Here is a 25329-nt window from a genome sequence, read left to right as displayed (position 1 = left end):
ACAGGCGGGGAAACCCCCTGCTTATTGCGCTTTAGTTCCAGGGGCGCAAAAAGACAATGGGAAGAACACGAGGCGTCTTCCCACTATGGATTCCAGCAGTCAAGATAAGAACCTACCCGCGTCAGAGCGCAAGCTGCAAAAAGCGCGCGACGACGGCCAGGTAGCGCGCTCACGCGATCTGTCGCACTTGGCCGTGTTGGGTGGGGGTGCGGCAGCCCTGATGGTGCTGGCACCCATGATGCTGGACCACATCAAAACCCAGCTGACTTGGCAACTGCTGTTTGACGCCCAAGCCCTGAAAGACCCCAACATCATGGTCAACCGCCTGGGTGCCATGGTCGCGGTGGGGCTGGTGGCGTGCACGGTCTTTGCCGCCGTGGTCAGCGTGATTGCCATTCTGGGTGCGCTGGCCACCGGCGGCTGGGTGGCGAGCATGAAGCCAATCACCCCGGATTTCAGCCGCATCAACCCCTTGAGCGGGTTTGGCCGCATGTTCACCAAGGACAAGGCCACCGAGGTGGGCAAGATGACGTTCATCGCCTTCATGTTGTTGCTGGTGGGGTTCAATTACCTGCAAAGCGGGCTGGACACCCTGGGCGCTTTGGTGCTGCAGCCCTCAACCCACGCCATCACCACCCTGGCCGACTGGCTGACCAACGGCATGGCCCAGATGCTGGTGGTGATTCTGGTGGTGGCGACGATTGACGTGCCTTTGCAAGCTTACCTGCACAAATCGCGCATGAAGATGTCACACCAGGAAATGAAGCAGGAAAGCAAAGAGTCTGACGGCAACCCGCAGATGAAGGGCCGCCTGCGCCAGCGCCAGCGCGACATTGCCCAGGGCAACAGCATCAGCGCCGTGCCCAAGGCCGACTTTGTGCTGATGAACCCGACCCACTACGCCGTGGCGATCCAGTACGACGACCAGACCATGAACGCGCCGCGCGTGATCTCCAAGGGCGCCGACCTGCTGGCCTTCAAGATTCGCGACATCGCCAAAGAGAACGCCATCCCCGTCTTGCAGTCTCCCATGCTGGCGCGCGCGCTGTATGCCAATGCCGAGATTGACCAGGACATTCCCACCAGCCTGTACACCGCTGTGGCCCAGGTGCTGGCCTACATCTACCGGCTGAAAGCGGCCATGCGCGGCGAAGGCCCGCAGCCCGGCGAGGTGCCCACACCGTTTGTGCCCCCTGAACTCGATCCCTTGTCCAAAGTGATTGCGGCCACCCCATGAACCCGACCCTGAAAAACGTTTCCAACTGGTTCACCAGCAACAAGGCGCTGATGCAGGGCGCGGCGGCGCCCATGCTGGTGGTGGCCATTTTGTCGATGATGGTGCTGCCGTTGCCGGCCTGGGTGCTCGACACCTTCTTCACCATCAACATCTCGGTGGCGCTGATGGTGATGATGGTGGCGGCCTACATGCTCAAGCCGCTGGACTTTGCCGCCTTCCCGGCGGTGCTGCTGCTGACCACCTTGATGCGCCTGTCGCTCAACGTGGCCTCGACCCGGGTGGTGCTGATGGAAGGCCACACCGGCCCGGGCGCCGCGGGCGCGGTGATCGAGGCCTTTGGCCACTTCTTGATTGGCGGCAACTTTGCCGTAGGTCTGATTGTTTTCGCGATTCTGGTGGTGATCAACTTTGTGGTGGTCACCAAAGGTGCCGAGCGTATTGCCGAGGTGTCGGCCCGTTTTGCCCTGGATGCCATGCCCGGTAAACAGATGGCCGTGGACGCCGACCTGAACGCCGGCCTGATCAACGAAGCCGAAGCCAAACGCCGGCGCGCCGAGGTGTCGGAAGAAGCCGACTTTTTTGGCTCGATGGACGGCGCCTCCAAGTTTGTGCGGGGCGACGCGGTGGCCGGCATCTTGATCTTGCTGATCAACATCTTTGGCGGTTTTGCCATTGGCGTGCTGCAGCACGACCTGAGCGCCGCGCAAGCCGCCGACACCTACATCTTGCTGGCGGTGGGCGACGCGCTGGTGGCGCAGATTCCGGGCTTGCTGATCTCGGTGGCCGCCGCCATGGTGGTGTCACGGGTGGGCAAAGAGCGCGACCTGAGCGGCCAGATCGTCAACCAGATGTTCATCTCGCCCAAGGTGCTGGGCATCACCGGCACCATCATGGGCGTGATGGGGGTCATCCCGGGCATGCCGCATGTGGTGTTTTTGAGCATTGCCGCCCTGCTGGGCTACGGCGCCTGGATGCTGGCGCACCGCCCGCCACCACCCGTTGAAGAGCCGGTGGTCGCGCCCGCAACGGGCAGCGACGGCGAAGCCAGCTGGGACGATTTGCAGCCGGTGGACCAACTGGGCCTGGAACTGGGTTACCGCCTGATCACCCTGGTCGACAAAAACCGCCAGGGCGACCTGCTGACCCGCATCAAAGGCGTGCGGCGCAAATTTGCCCAAGAGGTGGGCTTTTTGCCCCCCCCGGTGCATGTGCGTGACAACCTGGAGCTCAAGCCCAGCGGTTACCGCATCACCCTGCGCGGGGTGATTGTGGGCGAAGGCGAGGCCTTCCCCGGCATGTTCCTGGCCATCAACCCCGGCGGCATCAGCACCCCGCTGATCGGCACCCCCACCACCGACCCGGCGTTTGGTCTGCCCGCCCACTGGATCGACGCGCAGCACAAGGAAGCCGCGCAAATGGCCGGATTTACCGTGGTTGATTCCGAGACTGTCATGGCCACACATTTGTCACACTTGATGCAAGTGCAAGCTGCCAAATTACTGAGCCGCACAGAAACACAACAACTGGTCGAACACGTGAGCAAGCAGGCCCCCAAACTCATTGAAGAAGTGGTTCCCAAAATGGTGCCGATTGCCGTCTTCCAGAAAGTCCTGCAGCTGCTGCTGGAAGAGTCGGTGCACATCCGCGACATCCGCACCATCATCGAATCCCTGGCCGAGCATGCCGGTGCCACCACCGACCCGTTCGAGTTGGCCAAGCGGGTGCGTGTGGCCTTGTCACCGGCCATCGTGCAGCAAATTTACGGCCCCACCAACGAGCTCAACGTGATCGCCATCGACCCGGCGCTGGAACGCCTGCTGGTGCAAGCGCTGGGCAACCCGAACGGTCAGGGCCAGGCGCTGGACCCGGGTGTGGCCGACATCCTGACCCGTAAAGCGGCTGAGATGGCGCTCAAGCAAGAAGAAATTGGCATCCCCGCCTGCCTGCTGGTGCCCGACCAGATCCGCAGCGCCATTGCCCGGCTGGTGCGCCGTGTCGCACCGCGCCTGCAAGTGCTGGCGCACAGCGAAATCCCTGAATCACACACCATCCGCATTGGTCCCATCCTTAAAGGTGCAGCATCATGAACATCCAACGCTTTACTGCCCCAACCTCGCGCGAAGCCCTGGCCAAAGCCCGTCTGGCGTTCGGCGACGGCACCCTGATTTTGTCCAACCGGCCCACCGCCTCGGGGGTGGAAGTGATGGCCACCGGCGAAGACACACTCGAAGCGCTGGACCGCCAAGCCGAAGCCCAGCAAGGCCAGCCGCAGCGCCAGCCACGCCCGCAGCCCCAGTCAACCCCGATTGAGCGCCAGACACCCAGCCGCATCCCCGGTGCCGCCAGCGCCAACCCCGACAGCCAGGTGCTGGACGACACCACCCAGCTGGCCATGAGTACCCTGTCGTTTCAGGACTATGTGCGTGAACGCATGCTGCGCAGGCGGACCGAAGCGATGGCCGCGCAACCGGCCAGCACCCTGCCCGAACGCAACGACCGCCCGGTCTTTCAGGAGCGCACGTCCAGCGCCCGGCCCAACGTCGCACCCCAGGCCCGTCCGGTCAGCCCGCCGCAGATCGCCCCGATCCAGGTGAAAAAGGCCGCCCCCCGCGCCCCGGCCAACCTGGCCAGCAGCGCCGCGCCGTCGCAAGGCATCGTCGACGAATTACACGCCATGAAGGCGCTGATCGAGGACCGCTTCAACACCCTCACCTGGTTGGGCCAGGCGCGGCAAAACCCGATCCATTCCAACCTGATGCTGAAATTGATCCGCTCCGGGTATTCGCCCGCGCTGGCCAGAACCATCATGGAGCGCATGCCCGAAGACCTGAACGCGGCGGACGCCACCCACTGGATGATGGACGTCTTGACGCGCAACCTGCGCACCGACGTCCAAGCAGACGCCATCCACGAAGAAGGCGGCACCTACGCCCTGGTGGGCGCCACCGGGGTGGGCAAAACCACCACCGCCGCCAAGCTGGCCGGCCTGTGCGCCCGCACCCATGGCCCGAGCAGCGTGGGCCTGATCACGCTCGACACCTACCGGGTCGGCGCCCATGAACAACTGCGCACCTATGGCCGCATGCTGGGTGTGGTGGCGCACCTGGCGCATGACCGCGCCGCCCTGCAAGACCTGCTGGGCTTGTTGGCCAACAAAAAAATGGTGCTGATCGACACCACCGGCATCGCCCCCAACGACCCGCGCAAACGCGACATGATGGACATGCTGGACCTGCCCGGCGTGAACCGCTTGCTGGTGCTCAATGCGGGCGGCCACGGCGACACGCTCGACGACATGGTCAGCGCGTTCAAGACCACCGGCATGCAGCAGACCATTCTGTCCAAGACCGACGAAGCCGCCAAGATCGGCCCGGCGCTGGACGCCACCATCCGCCACCAGCTGGTGCTGCGGGGTGTCACCACCGGGCAAAAAGTGCCCGAGGACTGGGAACGTGCCGATGCCGCCAACCTGATTGCTATGTCGATGCGCGCACCTGCCAAGTCGGCATTCGACCCCAAGGTGACGGATCTGGGCTTCTTCTTTGCCCAATCGAGCCCGATGCAACCGGGGCAACTCCATGCTTGAGCCCTGCGTCAACCAGGCCGCCGGCTTGCAAAGCCTGGCGCTGCAGCAGGTGCCGCGCCTGACGGCTGTGGCCAGCCACGGCGAGCAGCAGGGCGAAATGCCCTTGTTGTGGGGGCTGTGCACCAGTTGGGTCAACATGGGTTTGTCGGTGATGGTGCTCGATGGTCATGCCGAGGAAACACCGACCAATCCAGGCCTGGCCCAGCTGCTGACCAACCCGTTGAACCGCCTGCTGGAAGACGACGACCCGGTGTCCTGGCGTGTCATGCCTGCCGCGCTTGGTTTGACTGATCTGTCCGAGCGCGGATTTTTGGCCAGTGCGGCAGGTGAACTGTTCAAGTCTTATGCCGTGGTGCTGGTCTACGCCGACGCCGACCGCATGACACAATTGCTGCGCGGCTGTGCGCTGGCGCCGTTGCTGGTGGTACCCCCGGCCCAGCAAGCCGCCCTCTCCGCCTACCGGGCGCTGAAACACTTGCTGCTGGTGGGGCAACTGCGACCAACTGTTGCTAACATCGTGCCCGATACCCAGACCATGATGCCGATGCCCACCACCACTGTTGCCCAAAACGTGATGGACTGCGCCGCCAGCTACCTGGGTTACCGTGTCAAACCGCTGACCATCACCGCCAGCGCACGGGCAGACCGCTCACAAGACGACATCACCCGGCTGGCCATGCAACTGCTGGAGAGCGCCGTGCCGCTGGAACGCAAGCCGATTGAGAGGGTACATTGATGTATACCGCCAAGGGACAGCTGGACCGCAATGCCCTGATCCGCCAATACCAGCCGCTGGTGCGCAAGCTAGCCCACCACATGATGGCCAAATTGCCGGCCAATGTGCAGGTGGATGATCTGATCCAGGTCGGGCTGATCGGCCTGTCTGAAGCCCTCACCCGCTTTGAGTCCACCCAGGGGGTGCAGTTTGAAACCTTTGCCACCCAGCGTATCCGCGGCGCCATGCTCGATGAGCTGCGCGAAAACGATTGGGCCTCCCGCGGCACCCGCAAAAGCCAGAAGGAAATTGAAGAATCCATCCGCCGCCTGGAACACCAGTTGGGCCATAGCCCGCTGGAGAGTGACATTGCGGCCGATCTGGGCATGTCGCTGAGCGACTACCAGAGTCTGCTGGCCAAGGTCCGGGGCACCCAGCTGGTCTACCTGGAGGACATGACCAACCACTCGGACGACGAAGACAGTTTTCTGGACCGGCACATGGGTGATACCGAGGCCGATCCGCTGAACATGCTGCGCAACCAGCGCCTGCGCGAAGCCCTGGTGGCCGCCATCAACAACCTGCCCGAGCGCGAGCAATACATCATGAGCATGTATTACGAGCAGGACATGAACCTCAAAGAAATTGCCGCCGTGCTCGACGTGACAGAGTCACGCATCTGCCAACTGCACAGCCAGTCCATCGCCCGGCTGCGGGCCAAGATGCGCACGCATTGATCTGGCCGGGAATGTCACAGCTGGCTTGAGGTGCCTGCCCCGGACCTGATCCGGGGCCATCCAGGCCTGTCAAATGCATGGATGCCGGGCCAAGCCCGGCATGACATCTTCTATTTGATTGTCATTGCGGACCCGATCCGCCCTCCATGACGCCCAATGCGTGGATGCCGGATCGCGTCCGGCATGACCGTCTTTGTTATCTCAGGCGCTGATCACCCGGAACTCGCCACTTTGGCGGCCCGCACTGCCGTAAGGCTGGCGGGGATATCTGCCTGCGGCTGGCGCATAGGTTTGTTCACGTGTGGCGGGCATCAGGGTGCTCAGCGCACTTTGGGTGACGAACGTGTGCCGCAACAACGTTTCGCGGCACGACGCCAAGGCGACGGCCATCCGGCGCAGGCGCAGCTTGAGCTGTGGCTGGTTGGCCAATTCCGCAGGGAAGCGCTGCGCCAGTTGCGAAAACGCCAGCACCGCCGCCTGCAGCGCCGTGCTGGCTTGCAGCACATCGCCAGACTGGGGGTCCAGCAAATGGCGGGTGACGAGTTGGAGGTGGGTGTCGATGGTGTCCAGAGCGGACTGGATCGGGCTGTTAACCATGGTGTGCCCCTTTGGCAAATGCCGGGGCAGTGGCTGCGCCCGGGGTTAAACGCGACTGCGTTGCAGCATGTCCTGTGCGTTGGAGAGCAGTTTGTCGGCAATCACCCCGGCATTGACCTTGTAGGTGCCGTCGGCGATGGCCTGCTTCATCGCGTTGACCTTGGCCATGTCGACCTCGGCCAGATCGCTGGCGCCATCCGTCTCCATGGCGCGCGCCAGACTCGACACCGTGACCGCCACACCCGCTGTCTGAGGGCCTTTGGCTGCAGTTGCTTTGGCCTGCGCACTGGCCGCCGGCGCGCTTTTGGCGGCCAGAGAAGCTGCATTGCTGCTCAGGACAGGACTGTCGGATGGTTGGCTGATTTTCATGGTGTTCTCCAAAACTACAGTGAACGTAGCCTCGTAAGATCACTTTCGGCAAAAACAGCCCCGACTTTAACTTTTTTTGAGACATGGGGCTGGTGATCACAGCGCCACCTGCACCGTGCGCTCATCGGACACGGTGCCGGTGACGACCTGGCCGTTGGCCATTTTGACCATGGCGCTTTGCCCCACCACCCCGACAGACAGCGCTTGCGCCCGCCCGGAGATCTGAAAACCAGGGCCGGTAGCCACCACCCGCACCTGCGCGCCGGTCTGAAAAACCTGCGCGGCCTTCACCATGTCCTGGCGCAAGGCCTGCCCGGTCGACAGCAAACGGGTGGCGGTTTTGCCGACCCAGTCGGCCTGGTTGGCCACAATGGCGTTCCTGTTCTCGGCCCAGTCCACCTCCATGGTCATGGCATCCGAAGCGGTCAGCACAGTGCCCGCAGGCACCTGCCCCTTGACGACCCAGGCCGGGCCCATCGCCTTGACAGTGATCGGCAGAAACACATTCCACTTGATGCTGCCTTGAACGCATCGCAAGCCCAGCCGGGCCCGGCCCCACAGGCGCACATTAGGTGGCAGATAAGGCTCCACCTGCTGGCACGGCGCCAGATTGAGACGGCGATCCAGCTGCCCCACCACCACTTCCATGCGCAGCGGCAAGTCGCCGCTTTGCTGAGCCAGCGAGCTGTCCAGCCAGCGCTGCGCGGCGGCGTACACCTCGTTGGCGTCAGCCGATGGGGCGCCCACTTGCGCCTGTGCGCTGCCCAGGCCCAGGCTCAAGACCCCCAAAACCCCAAAAAACAGGCGCTGGACCCATCGAACGCTTAAATCACACATGACGCACCTCGCTCAGTTCAGACGACTTTAAGCGCGCGGGCAGCTGGCTAACCGGACAAGTAAGCGGCGTTTTTGCCGTTATTTGCGGTTTAGAAAAAAACCTGCGTTTTCATAATCCATCGCATGACTGAAAGCAAAGGTGTCCCATGTTCGCTAACTTGACCAGTGGTTTGGACTTTCACTCCAAGGCCTTGGTGCTGCGCGCCGAACGCCAACAAGTTCTGGCCAGCAACATGGCCAACGCCGACACGCCCGGCTTTGTGGCCCGCGATTTCAACTTCAAAGACGCCTTGAGCCAACAGACAAAAACCAGCGCCAGCGAACTCTCCCGGGCTGGCAAGGGTTTGAGCCCGGCAACAGGTAGCACGATGACCAACCAACGGCACCTACCGCTCTCGGGCCCGAGCCACAGCGAGCTCAGCGGCGGCAACGCCCTGGGCTACGCCGTGCAAACCCAGCCCAGCGTGGACGGCAACAGCGTGGACATGGACCGCGAACGCGCCGCCTTTGTCGACAACTCGGTGCGCTACGAATCCACCCTGCGCTTCATCAATGGCACGGCCAAAACCCTTTTGAGCGCCATTCAGGGCCAATAAGCCTCACCACGCAGGAGCCACACCATGTCGATGTTTTCCATATTCAACGTCTCGGGCAGCGCCATCAGCGCGCAGTCGCAGCGGCTCAACGTGGTCGCCAGCAACCTGGCCAATGCCGACGCCGTGGCCGGGCCGGACGGCCAGGGCTACAAGGCGCGCAGTGTGGTGTTTCAAACCACATCCATGGGCGCCGACTCGGCCGCTGGCGTCAAGGTCACTTCTGTTGAAGAAAGCAACGCGCCCTTCAAACGCGTGCACAACCCCAACCACCCGTCAGCCGATGCTGAAGGGTATGTGAACCACTCCAACGTGAACCCGGTGGAAGAGATGGTCAACATGATCTCGGCCTCGCGCTCCTACCAGAACAACATCGAAGTGATGAACACCGCCAAATCCCTGCTGCTCAAAACACTGCAGATGGGCCAGTAAACCAAGGACATCGCCATGATCACCCCCATCGCCACCAGCAACACTTCGTCCGCGGCCAGCAGCGGCACCAGCAGCGCCTCGTCGTCGGAAGCAGCGCAAGACCGGTTTTTGAAACTGCTGGTGGCGCAGCTCAACAACCAGGACCCCATGAACCCCATGGACAACGCCCAGATGACCAGCCAGATGGCGCAGATCAACACCGTCACCGGTATCCAGCAGGTCAACGACACCCTGAAAAGCATGGCCGAACAATTCACCGCCATGCAGGTGCTGCAAGGCAGCAGCATGGTCGGGCACGACGTGCTGGTCACCGGCAACACCCTGACCCTCAAAGACAAGGTCGGCAGCGCGGCGTTTGAGCTCAACGGCCGCGCCGAGAGCGTCAAGGTGGAGGTGCTGTCACCCGCCGGGCAAGTGATCGACACCCTGAACCTGGGTGCGCTGGGCGCCGGTCAGCACAGCTTTGACTGGGACGCCTCCAAGTACACCTTTGCCGGCGACCCCACCTTCAAGGTCAGCGCCACGCTGGGCGGCCAGGCCATTGGCCACACCACCCTGACCCGCGCCACCGTCAGTTCAGTGGGCAGCGAGGGCGGTGTGATGAAAGTTCAGCTGTCCAACGGCACGGCCGTCGACTACAGCACGGTCAAAGCCATCCTCTAACCCAACCCCCATTCACTTCCAAGCCACCAAAGGACACCATCATGTCATTCCAGACCGGCCTCTCAGGGCTCAATGCAGCCGCCCGCAACCTCGATGTGATCGGCAACAACATCGCCAATGCCAACACCACCGGCATGAAAGCCTCACGCGCCGAGTTCAGTGGCCTGGTGTCATCCGCCCTCAGCTCGGCCAGCTCGGGTGGCGTCGGCATTGGTGTGGAAGTGGCCAACGTGGCGCAGTTGTTCACTCAGGGCAACATCTCCACCACCAACAACAACCTGGATGTGGCCATCAACGGCAGTGGTTTTTTCCAGCTGACACAGTCCGATGGCTCACCCGCCTACACCCGCGACGGCTCGTTCAAGCTCGACACCAACGGCTACATCATCACCAACAACAAAGCCAACCTGATGGGTTACCCCACCGACGCAACGGGCAAGGTCACCAGCGCTTCTATTGAGAAACTGCAATTACCCACCAACGCGCCGATTGCCGCCAAAGCCACCACCGCGGTCTCTGCCGAATTGAATTTGCCGGGAACGGCTCATCCGGCGGCCGGGGTGGCGGCGGTGGCGGCGGTGGCGGCGGTGGCGGCGGTGCCGGCTGTGCCTGCGGGCCCGCCTGATCCCGTTACCGGGGTGCCAACACCTCCAGCAGTTCCAGCAGTTCCAGCAGTTCTGGCAGTTGCAGCAGTCGCAGCCGTCCCGCCCACACCTCGCGCCACTTTTGGCACGACGCTCAATGTGTATGACTCCCAAGGGGTCGCTTCGCCTTTGAATCTTTATTTTGAAAAACAAACTGTCAATGCAGCTGCCACGCCACCAGTGGGCCCCAACACCTGGCGGGTATTCACCACCCTTGACACAGCAGACACGACAGGTTTGGGCACCATCACCTTTGACTCAACAGGACGGCTAACCGGCCCAAACATCGCCGCGCCGGCTGGCAATGCCGATAACGTGGGCAAGTTTGGCTTCACCTTGCCAGCAGCGACCGGCATCAAGACACTCAACCCGAATGACACCGATGGGTTTTTGAACGGTCCGGTCGACATCGTATTTGACGGCACCACCCAGTTCGGCACCGCGTTTGCCATCTCCGACCTGACCCAGGACGGCTACACCGCGGGCGAACTGACCGGCTTGAACATCGGTAACGATGGCATCATCACCGCCAACTATTCCAACGGACAAACCCAGGCGGCAGGTCAACTGGCGCTGGCAGACTTCCGCAACATCCAAGGCCTGACGCCGCTGGGCGGCAACGCTTGGGCCGCCAGCAACGCCTCCGGCCTGCCGGTACAAGGCTCGCCCGGGCAGGGCAAGTTCGGCCTCCTGCGCTCGGGCGCGCTGGAAGAGTCCAACGTCGACCTGACCAAGGAGCTGGTGGACATGATGACCGCCCAGCGCTCGTACCAGGCCAACGCGCAGACCATCAAGACGCAAGACCAGATCATGTCCACCCTGGTCAACCTGCGTTAAGCCAGTCACTGACCCGCTTTTGACACGGAGCCGCCATGGACAAACTCATCTACACCGCCATGACCGGGGCCAACGCGGCCGCCAACCGGCAAGCCGTGTTGGCCAACAACCTGGCCAATGTGTCCACCAACGGCTTTCGCGCCGAGCTGTCCACCTACCGCGCGGTGCCGGTGCGCGGCGACGGGTCCACCACCCGGGTGATGGCGTTGGAGGCCACGCCGGGCTTTCTGGACCTGCCCGGCACCGGGCAAAGCACCGGTCGGGCGCTGGACGCCATGGCCGACGGCAAGGCCTGGTTTGCTGTGCAGGGGCTCGACGGCACCGAGGCCTACACCCGCAACGGCTCGTTTGAAGTTGATGCTGAAGGCACGCTCAGAACCAACACCGGCCTGACCGTGCTCAACGATGGCGGCGCGCCCATGACCGTGCCCCTGGGCGCCGAGGTGACCATTGGACGGGACGGCACCCTGAGCGCCAAGGTGGGCAGGCAGCCACCCGAACCCCTTGGCCGCCTGAAACTGGGCACCCCAACGGCCGATGACCCACTGCAACGCAGCGAAGACGGATTGTTTCGCACCACCTCCGGCGACCCGCTGCCCAACGATGGCAACGCCCGCCTGCAACCCGGCATGCTGGAGGGTTCGAATGTGAATGCGATCGAGACCATGGTGGGCATGATCCAGACCGCGCGCCAGTTCGAGGCGCAAACCCGCCTGATGCAAACCGCCGAGGCCGACGACCGCGCGGCAGCCCAGTTGCTCAGCATGCAAGGCTAATTTTTGACAGGACACCCCCATGATCAACTCTCTGTACATTGCCAAGACGGGCATGCAAGCCCAGCAAACACAGCTGGACGTGATTTCCAACAACCTGGCCAACGTCTCCACCAATGGTTTCAAACGATCCACCGCGGTGTTTCAGGACCTGATTTACCAGAACCTGCGCCAGGTGGGCGCCAACAGCACCGAGCAAGCCACCCTGCCCACCGGCATGCAGATTGGTCTGGGCGTGAGCAGCGTGGCCACCAGTCGCTCCTTCGCCGAAGGCCGCCTGGAGCAAAGCGCCAGCAACTTTGATGTCGCCATTGACGGTCAGGGCTTCTTTCAGGTGACGATGCCCGATGGCACCACCGGCTACACCCGCGACGGCAAGTTTGAAATCGATGCCAATGGCACGATGGTCACCGCCACCGGCCTGCCGGTGGCCAGTGGCATCACCGTGCCCATCGGCGCCAAGTCCGTCAGTATTTCTGGCGACGGCACCGTCAGTGCCACGCTGGCAGGCGACACAGCGCCCACCAACATCGGAATGATCGCCCTGGCGCGCTTCATCAACCCACCGGGCCTGACACCACTGGGCGGCAATTTGTATGCGGAGAGCGCCGCCTCCGGCCAGCCCGACACCACCGCGCCCGGCACCGACGGCATGGGCAAGTTGATGCAGGGCTTTCTGGAGACCTCCAACGTGAATGTGGTGCAGGAGCTGGTGTCGATGATCGCCACCCAGCGCGCCTATGAACTGAATTCCAAAGCCATCCAGACCTCGGACCAGATGCTGCAAAAGCTCGGCCAACTGTAAGTTCCCAGGTGCCCTATGAAAACTCCCGGCAAGACCCCCACACCCCGCCCGGCGGCTCGCTGCACGCTGGCCTTGACCTGCCTGCTGGCATTGCTGGGTACCGGCTGCGCCTCGCTGCCCGGCAAAATCGAGGTCGACTTTCCGCCCGCAGCGCCTGCCCAGCCGATCGCCGCCGCCCGGCCCGACATGGGCCCGGCCACCGGCAGCCTGTTTCAAAAAGCCTCCTACCGCCCCGGGTTTGAAGACCCGCGCGCGCGCCTGGTGGGGGACATGATCACCATCCAGATTCAGGAAAAGGTGGAGGCCACGCAAGAGTCCTCCTCCACCGCCAACCGCAGCACCAGCACATCGGCCAGCGTGAGTGCCATGCCGCTGCTCTCAGGCGCCGACCTGGCCCGACTGAAAGCGGGTGTGAAGGCGGGGTCTGAGAACGACTTTTCCGGCGACGGCGCCACCGCCAGCAACAACGAATTCAAAGGCACCATCACCACCACGGTGGTCGAGGTGCTGCCCAACGGCCACCTGAAAGTGGCTGGCGACAAACAAATTGGCGTGAACCAGAATGTGGACGTGATGCGCTTCACCGGCACCATTGACCCGCGCCTGATCAAACCCGGCAACACCATCAACTCGACCCAGGTGGCCAACGTGCGCGTTGAGTCCCGCGGTCGCGGCGCGCAAGCCGAAGCGCAAACAGTTGGCTGGTTAATGCGGTTCTTTTTCAGCTTTTTACCGTTCTAAAGTTGCGCAGAATCGTGCCGAGGGGTAAACCAATCATGCACGCATTCTTCACCACACGTCACCACCGCGCAGGCCAACGCTGGGCCGCTGGCTGCCTGGCTTTTTTGGCCGCGCTCAGCCTGGGGCTGGCCGCCAGCAGCGCCCAGGCCGCCCGTATCAAGGAAGTGGCGGCCGTTGAGGGCGTGCGCAGCAACCAGTTGACCGGCTTTGGCCTGGTGGTGGGGCTGGACGGCACCGGCGACCAGAGCTTGAGCCTGACCAACCAGGGCATGAGCAACTACCTGCAACAGCTGGGCCTGACCACCAACGCCGCCTCGCTGAAAAACGTGGCCGCCGTGCTGGTGACCGCCGAGTTGCCGGCCTTTGCCCGCCCGGGCCAGGCCATTGATGTGAACGTGTCATCGATGGGCAACGCCAAATCGCTCAAGGGCGGCATGCTGATTGCCACGCCGCTCAAAGGCGCCGACGGCGAGATTTATGCCTTGGCCCAGGGCAACCTGGTGATTGCCGGCGCCGGTGCGGCCGCGGGCGGCAGCAAGGTGCAAGTCAACCACCTGAGCGCCGGGCGCATCCCCAACGGGGCGCAGGTGGAGCGGGTGGTGGCCACCCCCTTGCAGGAGGGCAACAGCGTCATTCTGGGGCTGGAAGCCTCGGACTTCCAGACCGCTCGGCGGGTGGCGCAAGCCATCAACCGCCGCTTTGGCAGCGGTGTGGCCAATGCCATGGACGGGCGCACCATCCGCGTCAACGCCCCTACCGAGCCCGATGCACGGGTGACGTTCATGGCCGAACTCGAAGAACTGCCGCTGGAAAACTCGGTGCCGTCGGCCAAGGTGGTCATCAACGCGCGCACCGGCTCCATCGTGATGAACCAGGCGGTGAGCCTGGGCGCCTGCGCCATTGCGCACGGCAATTTGTCGATCAGCATCACCACTGATTTCAACGTCAGCCAGCCCAACGCCTTGTCCAAGGGCGAAACCGTGGTCACGCCCAAGTCAGACATCCAGATCCGGCAAGAACCCGGCATGCTGATTGCGCTACCGGCGGCGGCCCAGCTGTCTGACGTGGTGCGCGCACTCAACTCGCTGGGTGCCACGCCGCAAGACCTGCTGGCCATTTTGCAAGCCATCAAGGCCGCGGGTGCCCTGAATGCCGAGCTGGAGGTGATCTGATGAACATCGCCGAGAACAGCATTTCCAACGCGCTGGCGGCAGACGCCAACTCGCTGGGCAAGCTCAAACTGCAAGCCGGGCGCGACAGCCCCGCCGCGATTCGGGAGACCGCCAAGCAGTTCGAGTCGCTGTTCATGCGCGAACTCATCAAAAGCATGCGTGAAGCCACCATGAAGTCCGGCATGCTCGACAACGCCGGCAGCGACCTGGGCACCGACTTGCTGGACCAGCAGTTTGCCGTGCAGATGTCGGGCCAGCCCGGCGGGCTGTCCGACCTGATTGCCGCGCAGTTGGCGCAGCAGATGGGGGTGAGCCTGCCGCCAGGCGCCCTCAGTGCGGGCAAGCTGACCACCCCGCCAATGAGCGCGATGCAAAAGTCATCGTCCCTGGCGGCCTACAGCGCCAACGCGGTCAAACCCACGTCGAGCCAGGGCCAGTTTGTGGAGCGCCACACCGCATCGGCCATGCGCATCGAGCGCGAAACCGGCATCCCGGCCAGCTACATGGTCGGCCAGGCCGGCCACGAGACCGGCTGGGGCAAACACAACATCCGCATGCGTGACGGCAGCTCGTCCAACAACCTGTTCGGCATCAAGGCTGGTGCTGGCTGGAAGGGCCCGGTGGCCGAAGTCACCACCACCGAATACGTCAACGGCGTGGCCGAAAAACGCGTGGCCAAGTTCCGCGCCTATGCCTCCACCGACGAATCGTTCCGCGACTACGCCCGGCTCATCACCCAGTCACCGCGTTATGCCCAGGTGACCCAGCAAACCGGCTCGGCCCAAGCCTTTGCCAGCAGCCTGCAAAAAGCCGGATACGCCACCGACCCCCACTACGCGACCAAGCTCAGCCGCGCCATTGAAACCACCCAGCGCCTGCAACAACGTATGACGATGGTGGCGAGTGCATCATGAGCGGCCTGCTCAACGTGGCCAGCGGCGCCCTGCGCGCCAACCAGACGCTGCTGCAGACCACCGGCAACAACATTGCCAACGTCAACACCGTGGGCTACTCGCGCCAGACGGCGGTGTTGCAAACCATTGAAGGCCAGTTCACGGGCGGTGGTTACATCGGCAAAGGGGTCGAGGTTGACACCATCCAGCGCAATTACGACATTTTTTTGAACCGCCAGGCCACGTTGGCCAGCACCACCAGCGCCGCCGACAACGCCCGCGCCACCAAACTCAACCAGCTTGAAAACCTGTTCCCCGGCGGCAAGAACGCGCTGGGCGCTGCGGTGAGCGACATGCTCAACGCGTTCTCGGACGTGGCCAGCAGCCCCACCGACCTGACCGCCCGCACCGTGGCCCTGACCCGCATCAACGAAACCGCCACCCGCCTGAGCAGCACCGCCGCCAGCATGGACGAGCTGCAAATGGGCCTGGAGCAGGAGCTGGACCAAAAGCTCACCACGCTCAACACGCTGGCGACCAGCGTGGCGCAGGTCAACGAAAAAATTGCCCGCGCACTGGGCAACGGCCAGCCACCCAACGACCTGCTGGACCAGCGCGACCAGCTCATCCGCGACATCAACCAGTACATCCAGACCACCTCCATCCCGGCCGATGACGGCACCATCGGCCTGTTCATTGGCGGCAGCCAGGCGCTGGTGCTGGGCACGACCGCGGCCACACTGCAGTTGACCGACGGCGACTTTGGTGACGCACAAACCAGCAAACTGGCCATTGTGCGCAACGGCCAGTCCTTCACCCTCAACGAAGCCACCCTGGGCGGCGGCGAGATTCCCGGCCTGTTGCGCTTTCAAAACACCGACTTGGCCGAGGCCCGCAACCTGCTGGGGCGCTACGCCACCGCGGTCACCACCAGCATGAATGACCAGCACAAGCTGGGGCTGGATTTGGATGGCAACGTGGGGGGGGATTTGTTCACGCCCGCAGATTTCAGCAAGAGTGTGCTGGCACCGAAGGCGCCGGCCACCCTCAACACGGGGTCGGCGGTGCTAAGCCTGGGCGTGGCCGATGTCACGCAGTTCGAGGCTTCGGACTATGAAATCAGCTTTGCCAGCGGCACCACTGGCAGCATCACGCGCTTGTCGGACGGCAAGCAGACCGCGTTTGACTTCGGTGCGGGTACTTCTATCACTTTTGACGGCTTAACCTTAAATCGAGACTCTGGCGCAGCCGCTGCAGGCGACCGATTCCTGCTCAAGCCTTTCAGCGCCTCCACCCAGACCATCAGCGCTGAGTTCTCTTCCGCCCGGTCACTGGCCGTGGCCAGCCCGATTGCTGGCAAGATGGGCACAACCAACACCGGTAGTTTGCAGCTGGTCGCGTTAACCCCCCGCACCAACCCGCCCCTGGTTGAAACCGCGGCAACACCCGTCACCCTCCGGTTCATCAGCGCCAACCAGTACATACGCAGCGATGATGCGAACTATGCCAATTACCCGGCAACCATCCCCTTGCCCACCACCCACAACTATGTGCCCGGCACCGCCATTGAAGGCACGGTGCCTGCGACCAGTCCACGAAGCGAATGGTCGCTGGTGCTGCAAGGTACGCCCAAAGCAGGTGACACCTTCGCGGTGGTGGGCAGCAAAGACGCGGCCAACAACAACGGCATCGATTACAAAATCAACTCCGGCAACGCCTCCGCCATGATGGGCTTGCGCGATATCAACATGTTTGACGGCGCCACGCTGACCGACGGTTACGCCGGGCTGATGGCGCAGATTGGGGTGCGCGCCCAAAGCGCCAGCTTCACCGCCGAGGTGTCGTCCCAGCTGGCCGCCACGCTGGAGCAAAACCGCGCAGCCGTCTCGGGCGTCAATCTGGACGAAGAAGCGGCCCGCTTGCTGCAATACCAGCAAGCCTATCAAGCCTCGGCCAAGGTGATTCAGGTGGCGCAAGGCATTTTTGACACCCTGATCCAGACCATTCGATAGCCCCCTGGCGCACAGGAGAAACCACCATGTCCACCGCCATCTACCGCACCAGCTCGGCCAACGCCTACGACAACTCGATCCGCAACATCAACACCCGCTTCACCGACCTGAGTGCCCTGCAAGAAAACCTGACCTCGGGCAAAAGGATCCTGCGCGCCAGCGACGACCCCACCAGCGCCGCCATGGCCGAGCGCGCCCTGACCCGCCTGAGCCGCATCGCCACCGATCAGCGGGCGCTGGCGTCCCAAACCAACGCCATCGCCGTGGCCGAAAGCACGCTGGGCAAGGTGACCACCGCCATGCAACGCTTTCGCGACTTGGTCGTGAGTGCCGGCAACGGCATTGTCAACAGCGGCGAACGCAAAACCATTGCGGGCGAGTTGCAAGGCCTGCGCGACCAGATCTTTGCGCTGGCCAACACCGAGGACAGCAACGGCCTGCCACTGTTCAACGCCCTTGGCAGCGCCCTCAAACCCTTTGTCGGCCCCACCGTGCAGCCACAGGACTACAACTTCAAAGGCCTGCCCGGCCAGAGCGCCGCCAGCGACGTGGCGATTCCGTTTGCGCTCGACGGCGATGCGGCGTTCATGCTCTCACCGGCGCAGGACGGGGTCTTCAATGTCAGCAACAGCAACGCCGCCAGCACGCTGCAAGCCAGCGGGGTCACGGTCACCGATACGGCGCAGGTCACAGGCTCCACCTATCAAATCAGCAACTTGATGGTCGCCGCTGGCGCCAGTCCTGGCCAAAGCAAGCTCACTTACGACTTGGTGGAAACCCTGGCTGATGGCACCCGAGTGCCTGCTACCGGGGTAACCCCAACGACCGGGGCGGACTACCCCACCTCAGCCACCCGCATCCCCATCAGCGTCGGCGGCCTGAGCCTGACCTTGACCGGCAGCCCCTCGGCGTCAGACCGTTTCACCATCGAGCCCAAGGCCAGCGTCTTCAGCGTGATGGACGACGCCATTCGCGGCATTGGCGGCGCCACCACCAACAACAGCGTCACGCAGGCGGTCGGTCAGGCATTGCACAACATTGACATCAGTCTGGCCAACATCAGCGCCGTGCGTGGCCAGGCCGGCGAGTTGCTGAACCGCGCCGACCGCATCAGCGATCTTCAAAAAAACCGCAGCGTGCAGGTGGAGGCTGACCGCGCACGCGCCGAAGACCTGGACATGATCCAAGGCCTGGCAGACTTCAACAAACAAGAGAACGGCTACTCAGTGGCGCTGCAGACCTACGCCAAGGTACAACAACTGTCGCTGTTTGACTACATCCGTTAAGCCACCAGCGCCAGCGCGCCAAAGTCGCCCACACCCAGGCCCAGGCCTGCGGCCACAATCTCGCAGCCCTCGGTCAGCGGCGGCATCTTGCCACGCACCACGGCGCGCAGTTTGGGCAACAGGTGGTCGCGGTGGTGCCAGAACACACTGCCGCCGATGCTGATGCGTTGCACATCCAGCGTGACGATCAGGTCGTACAACATCCGTCCCATGATCTCGCACAGCTCATCGATCAAGGCGGCCGCCTTGGCATCACCGGCGTAAGCGGCTGCAAACAGCGCAGCGGCGTCCGGGTAACCCAGTGGCGCAAACCGGCGGGCAATGGCGTTGCCGGCGATCAGGCTTTCGACATCGCCCACATTGCCGCAGCCGCACAGGGCGTCGTTATTGCTGACCACAAAGCTGTGCCCGGCGTGGCCCGCGTTGCCGTTCTTGCCGCGCAGCACGTGGCCATCCACACACAGCCCGGTGCCAATGCCGGTGCTCCAGGTGACGTAGGCACAGTGGGCCATGGGCACACCGTCCACCTGCAAGGCGCCCCAGCGGCGCTCGGCCTCCAGTGCGCCAATGCCATCGTTTTCTACCCGTACCTGCGGGAAAGCGGCCCGCAGCGGGGCCTCCAGCAGGGCGGTTTTCCAATCGTTGGGCAAGCCGCGCGCCGGACCGGCCTGGCCGCCGCAAATGTTGGGTGCGGCCAGCTCGACGTGCCCCTGGTTCAACACAAACGGGCCACAGGCCGCCACGCCCACCCGGGCAATCCGGGCCACCGGCACGCCGGCCGCCGCGCAGCTCTGGCCAATCAGGCGGATGATTTGCCGCCCCAGCGCATCGGGGTTGCCGGTGGTGGCGGTGGGCTCGGTCACCTTGCCGCGCACGCCATGTTCATCCACGATGTTGACCGCCACCTTGGTGCCACCGATGTCCACGCAGGCGACGGGCGGGCTGCCTGCAGGCAATTGGAAGGTGTCAAAAGAGATCACGCGCGAGGGGAGGTTCGAGGTCATGAACAGGCTTTCAGTCGAGGTCAGGGGTGCAAAGGCGACCGTAATCATCGCTCAAACGGATGATGTCATCTTCACGCAAGTCATCGCCAAATTGCACCTCCACAATTTCGACGGCCAGCGTTGTTGGATTGGTCAGCCGGTGGACCTGCCCCAGCGCGATGTCGCAAGCCTGGCCCATCGTCAGGTCAAACCGTCGGTCATCCAGCGTGACATGCGCCGTGCCCTGCACCACCACCCAGTGCTCGGTACGGTGACGGTGTTTTTGCAGGCTGAGTTGCTGACCCGGGTGCACGCCGATGCGTTTGATCTTGAAGCCCGGTGCTTCGGCAATGGTTTCGTACCACCCCCAGGGGCGTTGGATGCGGGAGTGGTCTGGCGGACTCGGTTGCGTCATGGTCGATGCCCTCGGTGGCGAAGGCTTGCATGCTAAACCTTCGTGGCCAGACCGTAGACCAGCCGATGTCACCACCCCAATGGGGAGCCTCAGCGCGGCGCATGCGCCTGCGTCCAGCGCACGATGTCTGCCGCGCCCAAAGCACCCGCTTGGCGCGCCACTTCGCGGCCACCCACAAACAACGCCAGCGTCGGGATGCTGCGGATATGGAAGCGCGCAGCCAAGGATGGGTTAGCTTCGGTGTCGACCTTCGCCACCCGGATATGCGGCTCCAACTGCTTGGCCGCCTGCTCAAAACCCGGCGCCATCTGGCGGCACGGGCCGCACCACGGCGCCCAGAAATCGACCAGCACCGGGATGTGGTTGCGGCTGATGTGTTTGTCAAAACTGGCCTCGTCCAGCGCGGTGGAATGCGCGGTAAACAGCGGCTGGTGGCAACTGCCGCAGTCGGGCGCACTGCCCAAATGGGCGCGGGCCACGCGGTTGGTGGTGTGGCAGTGGGGGCAAACAAGGTGCAGGGCGTCTGTCATGGTGATACCTTTCTGCCCTTCATATATCGCCTGAGCCTGACATATCAAGCCCTGGCGGGCGTCACAGCACCCGGGAAATACCGGCCGCCACCAAACTCAGGATGATGGTGGTGGCAAACGGCAGGAAAATTTCACGGCCAAAAATCTTGAAACGCACATCACCCGGCAGGCGCCCAAAACCCAGCTTTTGCAGCCAGGGCGTGAAGCCGTTGAGCACAATCAGCGCGAGCAAAACAACAATCAGCCAGCGGATCATGGGGCACCCCGAACAACGCCGCGAAGGCGCCCTGAGACGGGGTTTGAGAAAAGGCCCATGGCTTGCCTGAACCTCACAAGGTATGCGTCTTGTCGCCCGTCGCGAAGCCCAGCGCCTGCCACGGTTCACCCTTGTAGAAACCGATCACCTTGAAAAACTCGCCCATTTCGTGTTCCATGATCAGTTTTTGCGCCATCACGCGGGTCGGCAGGTCGGCGGCTTCCAGGTAGGTCAGCAGGCCACAATTCATCAAAAATCGCGCCTGGCTGGTGTAGCCCAGCACGTCCAGCCCGGCGGCATTACCCGCCAGGGCCACACCAGTGAAATTGACATGGGCGGTGATGTCTTTTGCGCCAACATCGGCCAACGGATCGCTGTCCGCCTGGTGCGCCTGGTGGCACATCACCGTGCCCATGTGGCGCTGCGGGTGGTAATACTCGGCCTCGGGAAAACCGTAGTCCAGCAAAAACACCGCCCCGGCGGTGAGCTTGTCGCCCAGGGTGTGTAGAAAAGCCTCGCTTTGGGGGTGGATCTCGGTCAGGTAATCGTGCTCACCAGGGATGTCCAGCGGCGGGCGCAAGTCCGTGGGGCGGTCTTGCCAGATGAAGGCCGGTGCGCTGTCGGTGGCCACCTCGCCCAATGCCACGCCACGCTCAAACCACACGCCGTGGACGCGGGCCAGCAGTTTCACCGGCATGGCGTCCAGCACTTCATTGCCCAACACCACGCCTTGCATGGCGTCTGGCAGCGCATCGACCCAGCGCACCACCTCTGAAAACTCGGCCAGCGTCGCTTGCTGGCGCTCGCGCAAACTGCCGGAAATATCCACAATCGTGTAGCTCGACAGTGTCACCCCTTGCGCTTTCAGAGCCTGCAGCACGTGCAGCGCCAAAGCGCCGGATCCCGCACCAAATTCCCAGACCTCCTGGGTGCCGGTCACCTGCAGCGCCTGCGCCACCTGGTTCGCCAGCGTCCAGCCAAACAGTGGCGTCATCTCGGGCGCGGTGACAAAATCGCTGCCCGCCACACGCTCGCCGTCCTGCACCGCATAGGGCATGGCACCAAACTTGGCGCTGCCGTGCGCGTAGTAGCCCAGGCCCGGTGTGTACAGCGCCTGGTGCATGAAATCATCAAAGCCGATCCAGCCGCCCGAGCGCGAAATGGCGTGGGCGATGCGTTGGGCAAGGGCGTTCGTTAAACTTGGGGCTGTTGTCATCACCACCGGATTGTCCCCGAATGTCCACCACCCCGCCCCCCGCCCCTCGCCAGCGCACGGTTCTGATCACCGGCGCGGCCAAGCGCCTGGGCCGCGAAATCGCCCTGACCCTGGCCAAAGAGGGCTGGCGGGTGGCGGTGCACTACCGCGATTCGGTCGAAGATGCCGCCAAAACCGTCGCTGATTGCAAGAAACTGGCTGGGGCGTGTGCCTCTTTCCGTGCCAACCTGGCCAGTGAAACCGCGGTGCGCAACCTGCTGCCCACGGTGATCGAGGAATTTGGCCACGTGGACGCGCTGGTCAACAGCGCCTCCACCTTTGAGCACGACACCGCCGCCACCTTCACCTTTGCCGCGCTGGAAAAACATGTGCGCTCCAACGCCGGGGCCGCCATTTTGCTCAGCCACGCGCTGTCTGAGCACCTGAAAACCCAGGGCGATGAGGTGCGCGGCGCCATCGTCAACCTGCTGGACCAGAAGCTGTGGAACCAGAACCCCGACTTCATGAGCTACACGCTGTCCAAAGCCGCGTTGGAGGCCGCCAACACCATGCTGGCGATCGAGTTGGCCCCGCGTTTGCGCGTGGTGGGTGTGGCACCAGGCCTGACATTGACCAGCCACATGCTGAGCCCTGAAAAATTCGACATGCTGCACAAGCTGTCGCCGCTGGGCCACTCGTCCACCGCGGCGGATGTGGCCGCCACCGTGGCGTTTGCGCTCAACAACAACTCCATCACCGGCACCACACTGCTGGTGGACGGTGGCCAGCACCTGATGAAGTTCGAGCGCGACTTCTCGCTGATGTAGATCGCCAGCCCGGCGGCCCCCATGCCCGTCGGCTGCGCCCTTCCCTTTTAACCCTTGACCGATAAGCGACACCTACCCATGGCCACCTACACCCAGGGCCTGCAGACCCTGACACTCACCGGGCTGCGTTTTGATGCCAACCTGGGCATCCTGGAAGCCGAAAAAACCGCCCCGCAGCCGATCCAGGTGGACGCTGAGCTCAACTTGGGGCTGCAGCCGCTGCTGCCTGCTGATGACGACATCACCCACGTGCTGGACTACCGCAAGGTGCGAAAGATCATCATCGACGAATGCACTGCCGAACACGTGAACCTGCTGGAAACGCTGATCGGCAAGCTCTGCACCCGCCTGATGCAGTTGCCCAACGTGAAAGGTGTGCGCGTGAAGATTGCCAAACTGGAGATCTTCACCGACTGCGAAGTGGCCATCCGCATGGAAACCGGGCAGTGGTAAGGAGCACCCCAACATGACAACCCAAGTGATCACCCCCGCTATCCACCAACCGCCAGCAGCCATTTGGACTGACGACGTCACCGCACCCACCCAGACCGAGACCGAGACCCCATCCAACGCACCTGGCGCCAGTCGGGAGGCGGCGCTGCGCGCCGCACGTGAGGTCCACAAACTTGAAAAACGCCTGTGCCGCCAGGTCGGCCAGGCGATCATCGACTTCAACATGATCGAAGAAGGCGACCGCGTCATGGTGTGTGTGAGTGGTGGCAAAGACAGCTTTGGCCTGCTCGACATTCTGATCAAGCTGCAACAGCGTGCGCCGATCCACTTTGACATCGTCGCCGTCAACCTCGACCAGAAACAACCCGGTTTTCCGGACCACATCCTGCCCGAGTACCTGAGCAAACTCGGCATCGAATTCCACATCGAAACCCAGGACACCTACAGCATCGTCAAGAAGGTGGTGCCCGAGGGCAAAACCATGTGCAGCCTGTGCAGCCGCCTGCGCCGTGGCATCCTGTACCGGGTGGCTGACGAGCTCAAAATCACCAAGATCGCACTGGGCCACCACCGCGACGACATGTTGCACACCTTCTTTTTGAACATGTTTTTTGCCGGCAAGCTCAAGGGCATGCCGCCCAAACTGGTCAGTGACGATGGCGGTCACATCGTGATCCGCCCGCTGGCCAATGTGGCTGAAAAAGAACTGATTGCCTGGGCCGAACACCGCCAGTTTCCGATCATCCCGTGTTCCTTGTGTGGCAGCCAGGAGAACCTGCAGCGCCAGGAAATCAAGCGCATGATGCACCAGTGGGAGCGCCAGTGGCCAGGCCGCACCGAGACCATGTTCACCGCGCTGCAAAACGTGGTGCCCTCGCACCTGATGGACCGCAAGCGCCACGACTTCCACAACATCCAGGTCACTGGACAAGCCGATGCCGATGGCGATAAAGTGTTTGATGAAGAAGAATTCCCGCTGCCCCTGCGGCCGGGTTTTCCTCTGGTGGCAACCCCTGATTGAGCATCAACGAGGCCTGCAGCCGCTATGTACAAAGCACTCTCAGCGCTACTTTTGACCGTCTTTCTGCTGACCGGCTGTACCGGTATGCGGCTGGTGGACAGCCAGGTCAACAGCTTCGCGCCAAGCTCAGTGCCTGCAGGCAGCCGTTACCGCTTTGAGCGGCTACCGTCCCAGCAGGCCAATCCCGAAGCACAAGCCCGGCTGGAAGCCATGGCCGAGCAGGCGCTGGCCAAGGTCGGTTTGCGGCGCGACGACCCGGTCGCCCGCTACAGCGTGCAGGTGTCGGCCATCCAACGTGCGCAGTACATCGCGCTGGACCGCCCGGCGCTGGGCTGGAACCTGGGCTGGATGTTTGGCCATGGCGGTGTTTCGGTGGGCGGCGGGGGGCTGTTTCCCGGGCTGGATGCCCGCACCAACTACTGGCGCGAGGTGGGTCTGATCATCCGTGAGCGCGCCACGCTGGCGGTGGTGTTTGAGTCGCGCGCCACCCACGACGGGCCCTGGTCCGACAGCGACGCCGTACTGCCAGCCATGCTGGACGCCGCCTTGCAAGGTTTCCCCAACCCGCCTGCGGGTGTGCGCCGCGTCAACATTGAAATACCGCGTTAAAGGCACGCCACACACGGTGCACAGGCACCCGGTGACAGCCGGTTTCGTTTGTATGATCAGCCCCACTTGAAACTGCGTCGTTGACGCGTTTCACCAGCCTTGTCCGTCTTG

28 protein-coding genes are annotated in these 25329 nt (G+C 63.2%); 20 read left to right on the top strand and 8 right to left on the bottom strand.

Annotation, left to right across the window (positions count from 1 at the left end):
• Positions 1-85 precede the first annotated feature (85 nt).
• Genes LHU53_RS14985 through LHU53_RS14965 form a run of 5 tightly spaced genes read left to right on the top strand, consistent with a single transcriptional unit; the run spans position 86 to position 6275 of the window.
• A complete protein-coding gene (locus LHU53_RS14985; protein WP_227333461.1) occupies positions 86-1237 on the top strand; it encodes a flagellar biosynthesis protein FlhB in 1152 nt (383 codons plus the stop codon).
• Positions 1234-3324: a flagellar biosynthesis protein FlhA gene (gene flhA, locus LHU53_RS14980; RefSeq protein ID WP_227333460.1), complete on the top strand. Its 2091-nt coding sequence runs from the start codon at positions 1234-1236 to the stop codon at positions 3322-3324. The genes LHU53_RS14985 and flhA overlap by 4 nt, the downstream gene beginning before the upstream one ends.
• Positions 3321-4823 (top strand): flagellar biosynthesis protein FlhF, encoded by a 1503-nt coding sequence (gene flhF, locus LHU53_RS14975; protein ID WP_227333459.1) that lies wholly within the window; start codon positions 3321-3323, stop codon positions 4821-4823. Before flhA ends, flhF begins: the two co-directional genes overlap by 4 nt.
• Positions 4816-5559, top strand: a complete 744-nt coding sequence (locus tag LHU53_RS14970; RefSeq protein WP_227333458.1) for a hypothetical protein — start codon at positions 4816-4818, stop codon at positions 5557-5559. The genes flhF and LHU53_RS14970 overlap by 8 nt, the downstream gene beginning before the upstream one ends.
• Positions 5559-6275: an RNA polymerase sigma factor FliA gene (locus LHU53_RS14965; RefSeq protein WP_227333457.1), complete on the top strand. Its 717-nt coding sequence runs from the start codon at positions 5559-5561 to the stop codon at positions 6273-6275. Before LHU53_RS14970 ends, LHU53_RS14965 begins: the two co-directional genes overlap by 1 nt.
• A 201-nt stretch (positions 6276-6476) precedes the next feature.
• Here LHU53_RS14965 and LHU53_RS14960 read toward each other — a convergent pair whose 3' ends face one another.
• The 3 genes from LHU53_RS14960 to flgA all read right to left on the bottom strand — a co-directional run bounded on the left by LHU53_RS14960 (position 6477) and on the right by flgA (position 8078).
• Complete coding sequence (locus tag LHU53_RS14960) at positions 6477-6872, bottom strand: hypothetical protein (RefSeq protein ID WP_227333456.1); 396 nt, start codon at positions 6870-6872, stop codon at positions 6477-6479.
• 45 nt (positions 6873-6917) lie between these two features.
• On the bottom strand, positions 6918-7241 hold the full coding sequence (gene flgM, locus LHU53_RS14955; RefSeq protein WP_227333455.1) for a flagellar biosynthesis anti-sigma factor FlgM: 324 nt from the start codon (positions 7239-7241) through the stop codon (positions 6918-6920).
• Positions 7242-7337: 96 nt separating this feature from the next.
• Positions 7338-8078 carry a flagellar basal body P-ring formation chaperone FlgA gene (gene flgA, locus LHU53_RS14950; protein ID WP_227333454.1) on the bottom strand — a complete coding sequence of 247 codons (741 nt, stop codon included), beginning with the start codon at positions 8076-8078 and terminating at the stop codon, positions 7338-7340.
• A 146-nt stretch (positions 8079-8224) separates the two neighbouring features.
• Here flgA and flgB point away from each other — a divergent pair, with 146 nt between their 5' ends.
• From flgB to flgL, 11 genes are read left to right on the top strand one after another with little or no spacing between them, the layout of a single operon-like run.
• Positions 8225-8674 carry a flagellar basal body rod protein FlgB gene (gene flgB, locus LHU53_RS14945; protein WP_227333453.1) on the top strand — a complete coding sequence of 150 codons (450 nt, stop codon included), beginning with the start codon at positions 8225-8227 and terminating at the stop codon, positions 8672-8674.
• 24 nt (positions 8675-8698) lie between these two features.
• The gene (gene flgC / locus LHU53_RS14940) at positions 8699-9103 is read left to right on the top strand and encodes a flagellar basal body rod protein FlgC (RefSeq protein ID WP_227333452.1); all 405 of its coding nucleotides are present in this window, start codon (positions 8699-8701) and stop codon (positions 9101-9103) included.
• 15 nt (positions 9104-9118) lie between these two features.
• Entirely contained in the window at positions 9119-9766 is a 648-nt protein-coding gene (locus tag LHU53_RS14935) for a flagellar hook assembly protein FlgD (RefSeq protein ID WP_227333451.1), read from the top strand.
• Positions 9767-9807: 41 nt separating this feature from the next.
• A complete protein-coding gene (locus tag LHU53_RS14930) occupies positions 9808-11247 on the top strand; it encodes a flagellar hook protein FlgE (RefSeq protein ID WP_227333450.1) in 1440 nt (479 codons plus the stop codon).
• Between the two features lie 35 nt (positions 11248-11282).
• On the top strand, positions 11283-12023 hold the full coding sequence (locus LHU53_RS14925) for a flagellar basal body rod protein FlgF (RefSeq protein WP_227333449.1): 741 nt from the start codon (positions 11283-11285) through the stop codon (positions 12021-12023).
• A gap of 19 nt (positions 12024-12042) precedes the next feature.
• Positions 12043-12825, top strand: a complete 783-nt coding sequence (gene flgG, locus LHU53_RS14920) for a flagellar basal-body rod protein FlgG (RefSeq protein ID WP_227333448.1) — start codon at positions 12043-12045, stop codon at positions 12823-12825.
• Positions 12826-12840: 15 nt separating this feature from the next.
• Complete coding sequence (locus LHU53_RS14915) at positions 12841-13566, top strand: flagellar basal body L-ring protein FlgH (protein WP_227333447.1); 726 nt, start codon at positions 12841-12843, stop codon at positions 13564-13566.
• Positions 13567-13601: 35 nt separating this feature from the next.
• Positions 13602-14738 carry a flagellar basal body P-ring protein FlgI gene (locus LHU53_RS14910; protein WP_227333446.1) on the top strand — a complete coding sequence of 379 codons (1137 nt, stop codon included), beginning with the start codon at positions 13602-13604 and terminating at the stop codon, positions 14736-14738.
• Positions 14738-15652, top strand: a complete 915-nt coding sequence (gene flgJ / locus LHU53_RS14905; RefSeq protein WP_227333445.1) for a flagellar assembly peptidoglycan hydrolase FlgJ — start codon at positions 14738-14740, stop codon at positions 15650-15652. Before LHU53_RS14910 ends, flgJ begins: the two co-directional genes overlap by 1 nt.
• Positions 15649-17643 (top strand): flagellar hook-associated protein FlgK, encoded by a 1995-nt coding sequence (flgK, locus tag LHU53_RS14900; RefSeq protein ID WP_227333444.1) that lies wholly within the window; start codon positions 15649-15651, stop codon positions 17641-17643. Before flgJ ends, flgK begins: the two co-directional genes overlap by 4 nt.
• 26 nt (positions 17644-17669) lie before the next feature.
• On the top strand, positions 17670-18929 hold the full coding sequence (flgL, locus tag LHU53_RS14895) for a flagellar hook-associated protein FlgL (RefSeq protein ID WP_227333443.1): 1260 nt from the start codon (positions 17670-17672) through the stop codon (positions 18927-18929).
• Here flgL and LHU53_RS14890 read toward each other — a convergent pair.
• The 5 genes from LHU53_RS14890 to LHU53_RS14870 all read right to left on the bottom strand — a co-directional run bounded on the left by LHU53_RS14890 (position 18926) and on the right by LHU53_RS14870 (position 22329).
• A complete protein-coding gene (locus tag LHU53_RS14890) occupies positions 18926-19933 on the bottom strand; it encodes an ROK family protein (RefSeq protein ID WP_227333442.1) in 1008 nt (335 codons plus the stop codon). The genes flgL and LHU53_RS14890 overlap by 4 nt on opposite strands.
• 10 nt (positions 19934-19943) lie before the next feature.
• Positions 19944-20327 carry a phosphomannose isomerase type II C-terminal cupin domain gene (locus LHU53_RS14885; protein WP_227333441.1) on the bottom strand — a complete coding sequence of 128 codons (384 nt, stop codon included), beginning with the start codon at positions 20325-20327 and terminating at the stop codon, positions 19944-19946.
• Positions 20328-20416: 89 nt separating this feature from the next.
• Positions 20417-20857, bottom strand: coding sequence for a thioredoxin TrxC (trxC, locus tag LHU53_RS14880; protein WP_227333440.1), 441 nt, complete (start codon positions 20855-20857; stop codon positions 20417-20419).
• 61 nt (positions 20858-20918) lie between these two features.
• Positions 20919-21113: a DUF2905 domain-containing protein gene (locus tag LHU53_RS14875; RefSeq protein ID WP_227333439.1), complete on the bottom strand. Its 195-nt coding sequence runs from the start codon at positions 21111-21113 to the stop codon at positions 20919-20921.
• 73 nt (positions 21114-21186) lie between these two features.
• Entirely contained in the window at positions 21187-22329 is a 1143-nt protein-coding gene (locus LHU53_RS14870; RefSeq protein ID WP_227333438.1) for a class I SAM-dependent methyltransferase, read from the bottom strand.
• A 20-nt stretch (positions 22330-22349) separates the two neighbouring features.
• Here LHU53_RS14870 and LHU53_RS14865 point away from each other — a divergent pair, with 20 nt between their 5' ends.
• The 4 genes from LHU53_RS14865 to LHU53_RS14850 all read left to right on the top strand — a co-directional run bounded on the left by LHU53_RS14865 (position 22350) and on the right by LHU53_RS14850 (position 25218).
• Complete coding sequence (locus LHU53_RS14865; RefSeq protein ID WP_227333437.1) at positions 22350-23135, top strand: SDR family oxidoreductase; 786 nt, start codon at positions 22350-22352, stop codon at positions 23133-23135.
• A gap of 78 nt (positions 23136-23213) precedes the next feature.
• On the top strand, positions 23214-23588 hold the full coding sequence (locus LHU53_RS14860; protein ID WP_227333500.1) for a dihydroneopterin aldolase: 375 nt from the start codon (positions 23214-23216) through the stop codon (positions 23586-23588).
• 13 nt (positions 23589-23601) lie between these two features.
• The gene (ttcA, locus tag LHU53_RS14855; protein ID WP_227333436.1) at positions 23602-24609 is read left to right on the top strand and encodes a tRNA 2-thiocytidine(32) synthetase TtcA; all 1008 of its coding nucleotides are present in this window, start codon (positions 23602-23604) and stop codon (positions 24607-24609) included.
• 24 nt (positions 24610-24633) lie between these two features.
• Complete coding sequence (locus LHU53_RS14850) at positions 24634-25218, top strand: DUF4136 domain-containing protein (protein ID WP_227333435.1); 585 nt, start codon at positions 24634-24636, stop codon at positions 25216-25218.
• The last annotated feature ends 111 nt before the right edge of the window (positions 25219-25329 follow it).

Origin of the sequence: Rhodoferax sp. U2-2l (assembly GCF_020594515.1) — a bacterium.
In the GTDB taxonomy this organism is placed as follows: domain Bacteria; phylum Pseudomonadota; class Gammaproteobacteria; order Burkholderiales; family Burkholderiaceae_C; genus Rhodoferax.
This window is presented reverse-complemented; position numbering and strand designations above follow the sequence as displayed.

Coding starts and splice junctions, on each gene's coding strand:
- LHU53_RS14985 (WP_227333461.1), top strand. CDS start 86: ATGGATTCCAGCAGTCAAGATAAGAACCTACCCGCGTCAGAGCGCAAG.
- flhA (WP_227333460.1), top strand. CDS start 1,234: ATGAACCCGACCCTGAAAAACGTTTCCAACTGGTTCACCAGCAACAAG.
- flhF (WP_227333459.1), top strand. CDS start 3,321: ATGAACATCCAACGCTTTACTGCCCCAACCTCGCGCGAAGCCCTGGCC.
- LHU53_RS14970 (WP_227333458.1), top strand. CDS start 4,816: ATGCTTGAGCCCTGCGTCAACCAGGCCGCCGGCTTGCAAAGCCTGGCG.
- LHU53_RS14965 (WP_227333457.1), top strand. CDS start 5,559: ATGTATACCGCCAAGGGACAGCTGGACCGCAATGCCCTGATCCGCCAA.
- LHU53_RS14960 (WP_227333456.1), bottom strand. CDS start 6,872: ATGGTTAACAGCCCGATCCAGTCCGCTCTGGACACCATCGACACCCAC.
- flgM (WP_227333455.1), bottom strand. CDS start 7,241: ATGAAAATCAGCCAACCATCCGACAGTCCTGTCCTGAGCAGCAATGCA.
- flgA (WP_227333454.1), bottom strand. CDS start 8,078: ATGTGTGATTTAAGCGTTCGATGGGTCCAGCGCCTGTTTTTTGGGGTT.
- flgB (WP_227333453.1), top strand. CDS start 8,225: ATGTTCGCTAACTTGACCAGTGGTTTGGACTTTCACTCCAAGGCCTTG.
- flgC (WP_227333452.1), top strand. CDS start 8,699: ATGTCGATGTTTTCCATATTCAACGTCTCGGGCAGCGCCATCAGCGCG.
- LHU53_RS14935 (WP_227333451.1), top strand. CDS start 9,119: ATGATCACCCCCATCGCCACCAGCAACACTTCGTCCGCGGCCAGCAGC.
- LHU53_RS14930 (WP_227333450.1), top strand. CDS start 9,808: ATGTCATTCCAGACCGGCCTCTCAGGGCTCAATGCAGCCGCCCGCAAC.
- LHU53_RS14925 (WP_227333449.1), top strand. CDS start 11,283: ATGGACAAACTCATCTACACCGCCATGACCGGGGCCAACGCGGCCGCC.
- flgG (WP_227333448.1), top strand. CDS start 12,043: ATGATCAACTCTCTGTACATTGCCAAGACGGGCATGCAAGCCCAGCAA.
- LHU53_RS14915 (WP_227333447.1), top strand. CDS start 12,841: ATGAAAACTCCCGGCAAGACCCCCACACCCCGCCCGGCGGCTCGCTGC.
- LHU53_RS14910 (WP_227333446.1), top strand. CDS start 13,602: ATGCACGCATTCTTCACCACACGTCACCACCGCGCAGGCCAACGCTGG.
- flgJ (WP_227333445.1), top strand. CDS start 14,738: ATGAACATCGCCGAGAACAGCATTTCCAACGCGCTGGCGGCAGACGCC.
- flgK (WP_227333444.1), top strand. CDS start 15,649: ATGAGCGGCCTGCTCAACGTGGCCAGCGGCGCCCTGCGCGCCAACCAG.
- flgL (WP_227333443.1), top strand. CDS start 17,670: ATGTCCACCGCCATCTACCGCACCAGCTCGGCCAACGCCTACGACAAC.
- LHU53_RS14890 (WP_227333442.1), bottom strand. CDS start 19,933: ATGACCTCGAACCTCCCCTCGCGCGTGATCTCTTTTGACACCTTCCAA.
- LHU53_RS14885 (WP_227333441.1), bottom strand. CDS start 20,327: ATGACGCAACCGAGTCCGCCAGACCACTCCCGCATCCAACGCCCCTGG.
- trxC (WP_227333440.1), bottom strand. CDS start 20,857: ATGACAGACGCCCTGCACCTTGTTTGCCCCCACTGCCACACCACCAAC.
- LHU53_RS14875 (WP_227333439.1), bottom strand. CDS start 21,113: ATGATCCGCTGGCTGATTGTTGTTTTGCTCGCGCTGATTGTGCTCAAC.
- LHU53_RS14870 (WP_227333438.1), bottom strand. CDS start 22,329: ATGACAACAGCCCCAAGTTTAACGAACGCCCTTGCCCAACGCATCGCC.
- LHU53_RS14865 (WP_227333437.1), top strand. CDS start 22,350: ATGTCCACCACCCCGCCCCCCGCCCCTCGCCAGCGCACGGTTCTGATC.
- LHU53_RS14860 (WP_227333500.1), top strand. CDS start 23,214: ATGGCCACCTACACCCAGGGCCTGCAGACCCTGACACTCACCGGGCTG.
- ttcA (WP_227333436.1), top strand. CDS start 23,602: ATGACAACCCAAGTGATCACCCCCGCTATCCACCAACCGCCAGCAGCC.
- LHU53_RS14850 (WP_227333435.1), top strand. CDS start 24,634: ATGTACAAAGCACTCTCAGCGCTACTTTTGACCGTCTTTCTGCTGACC.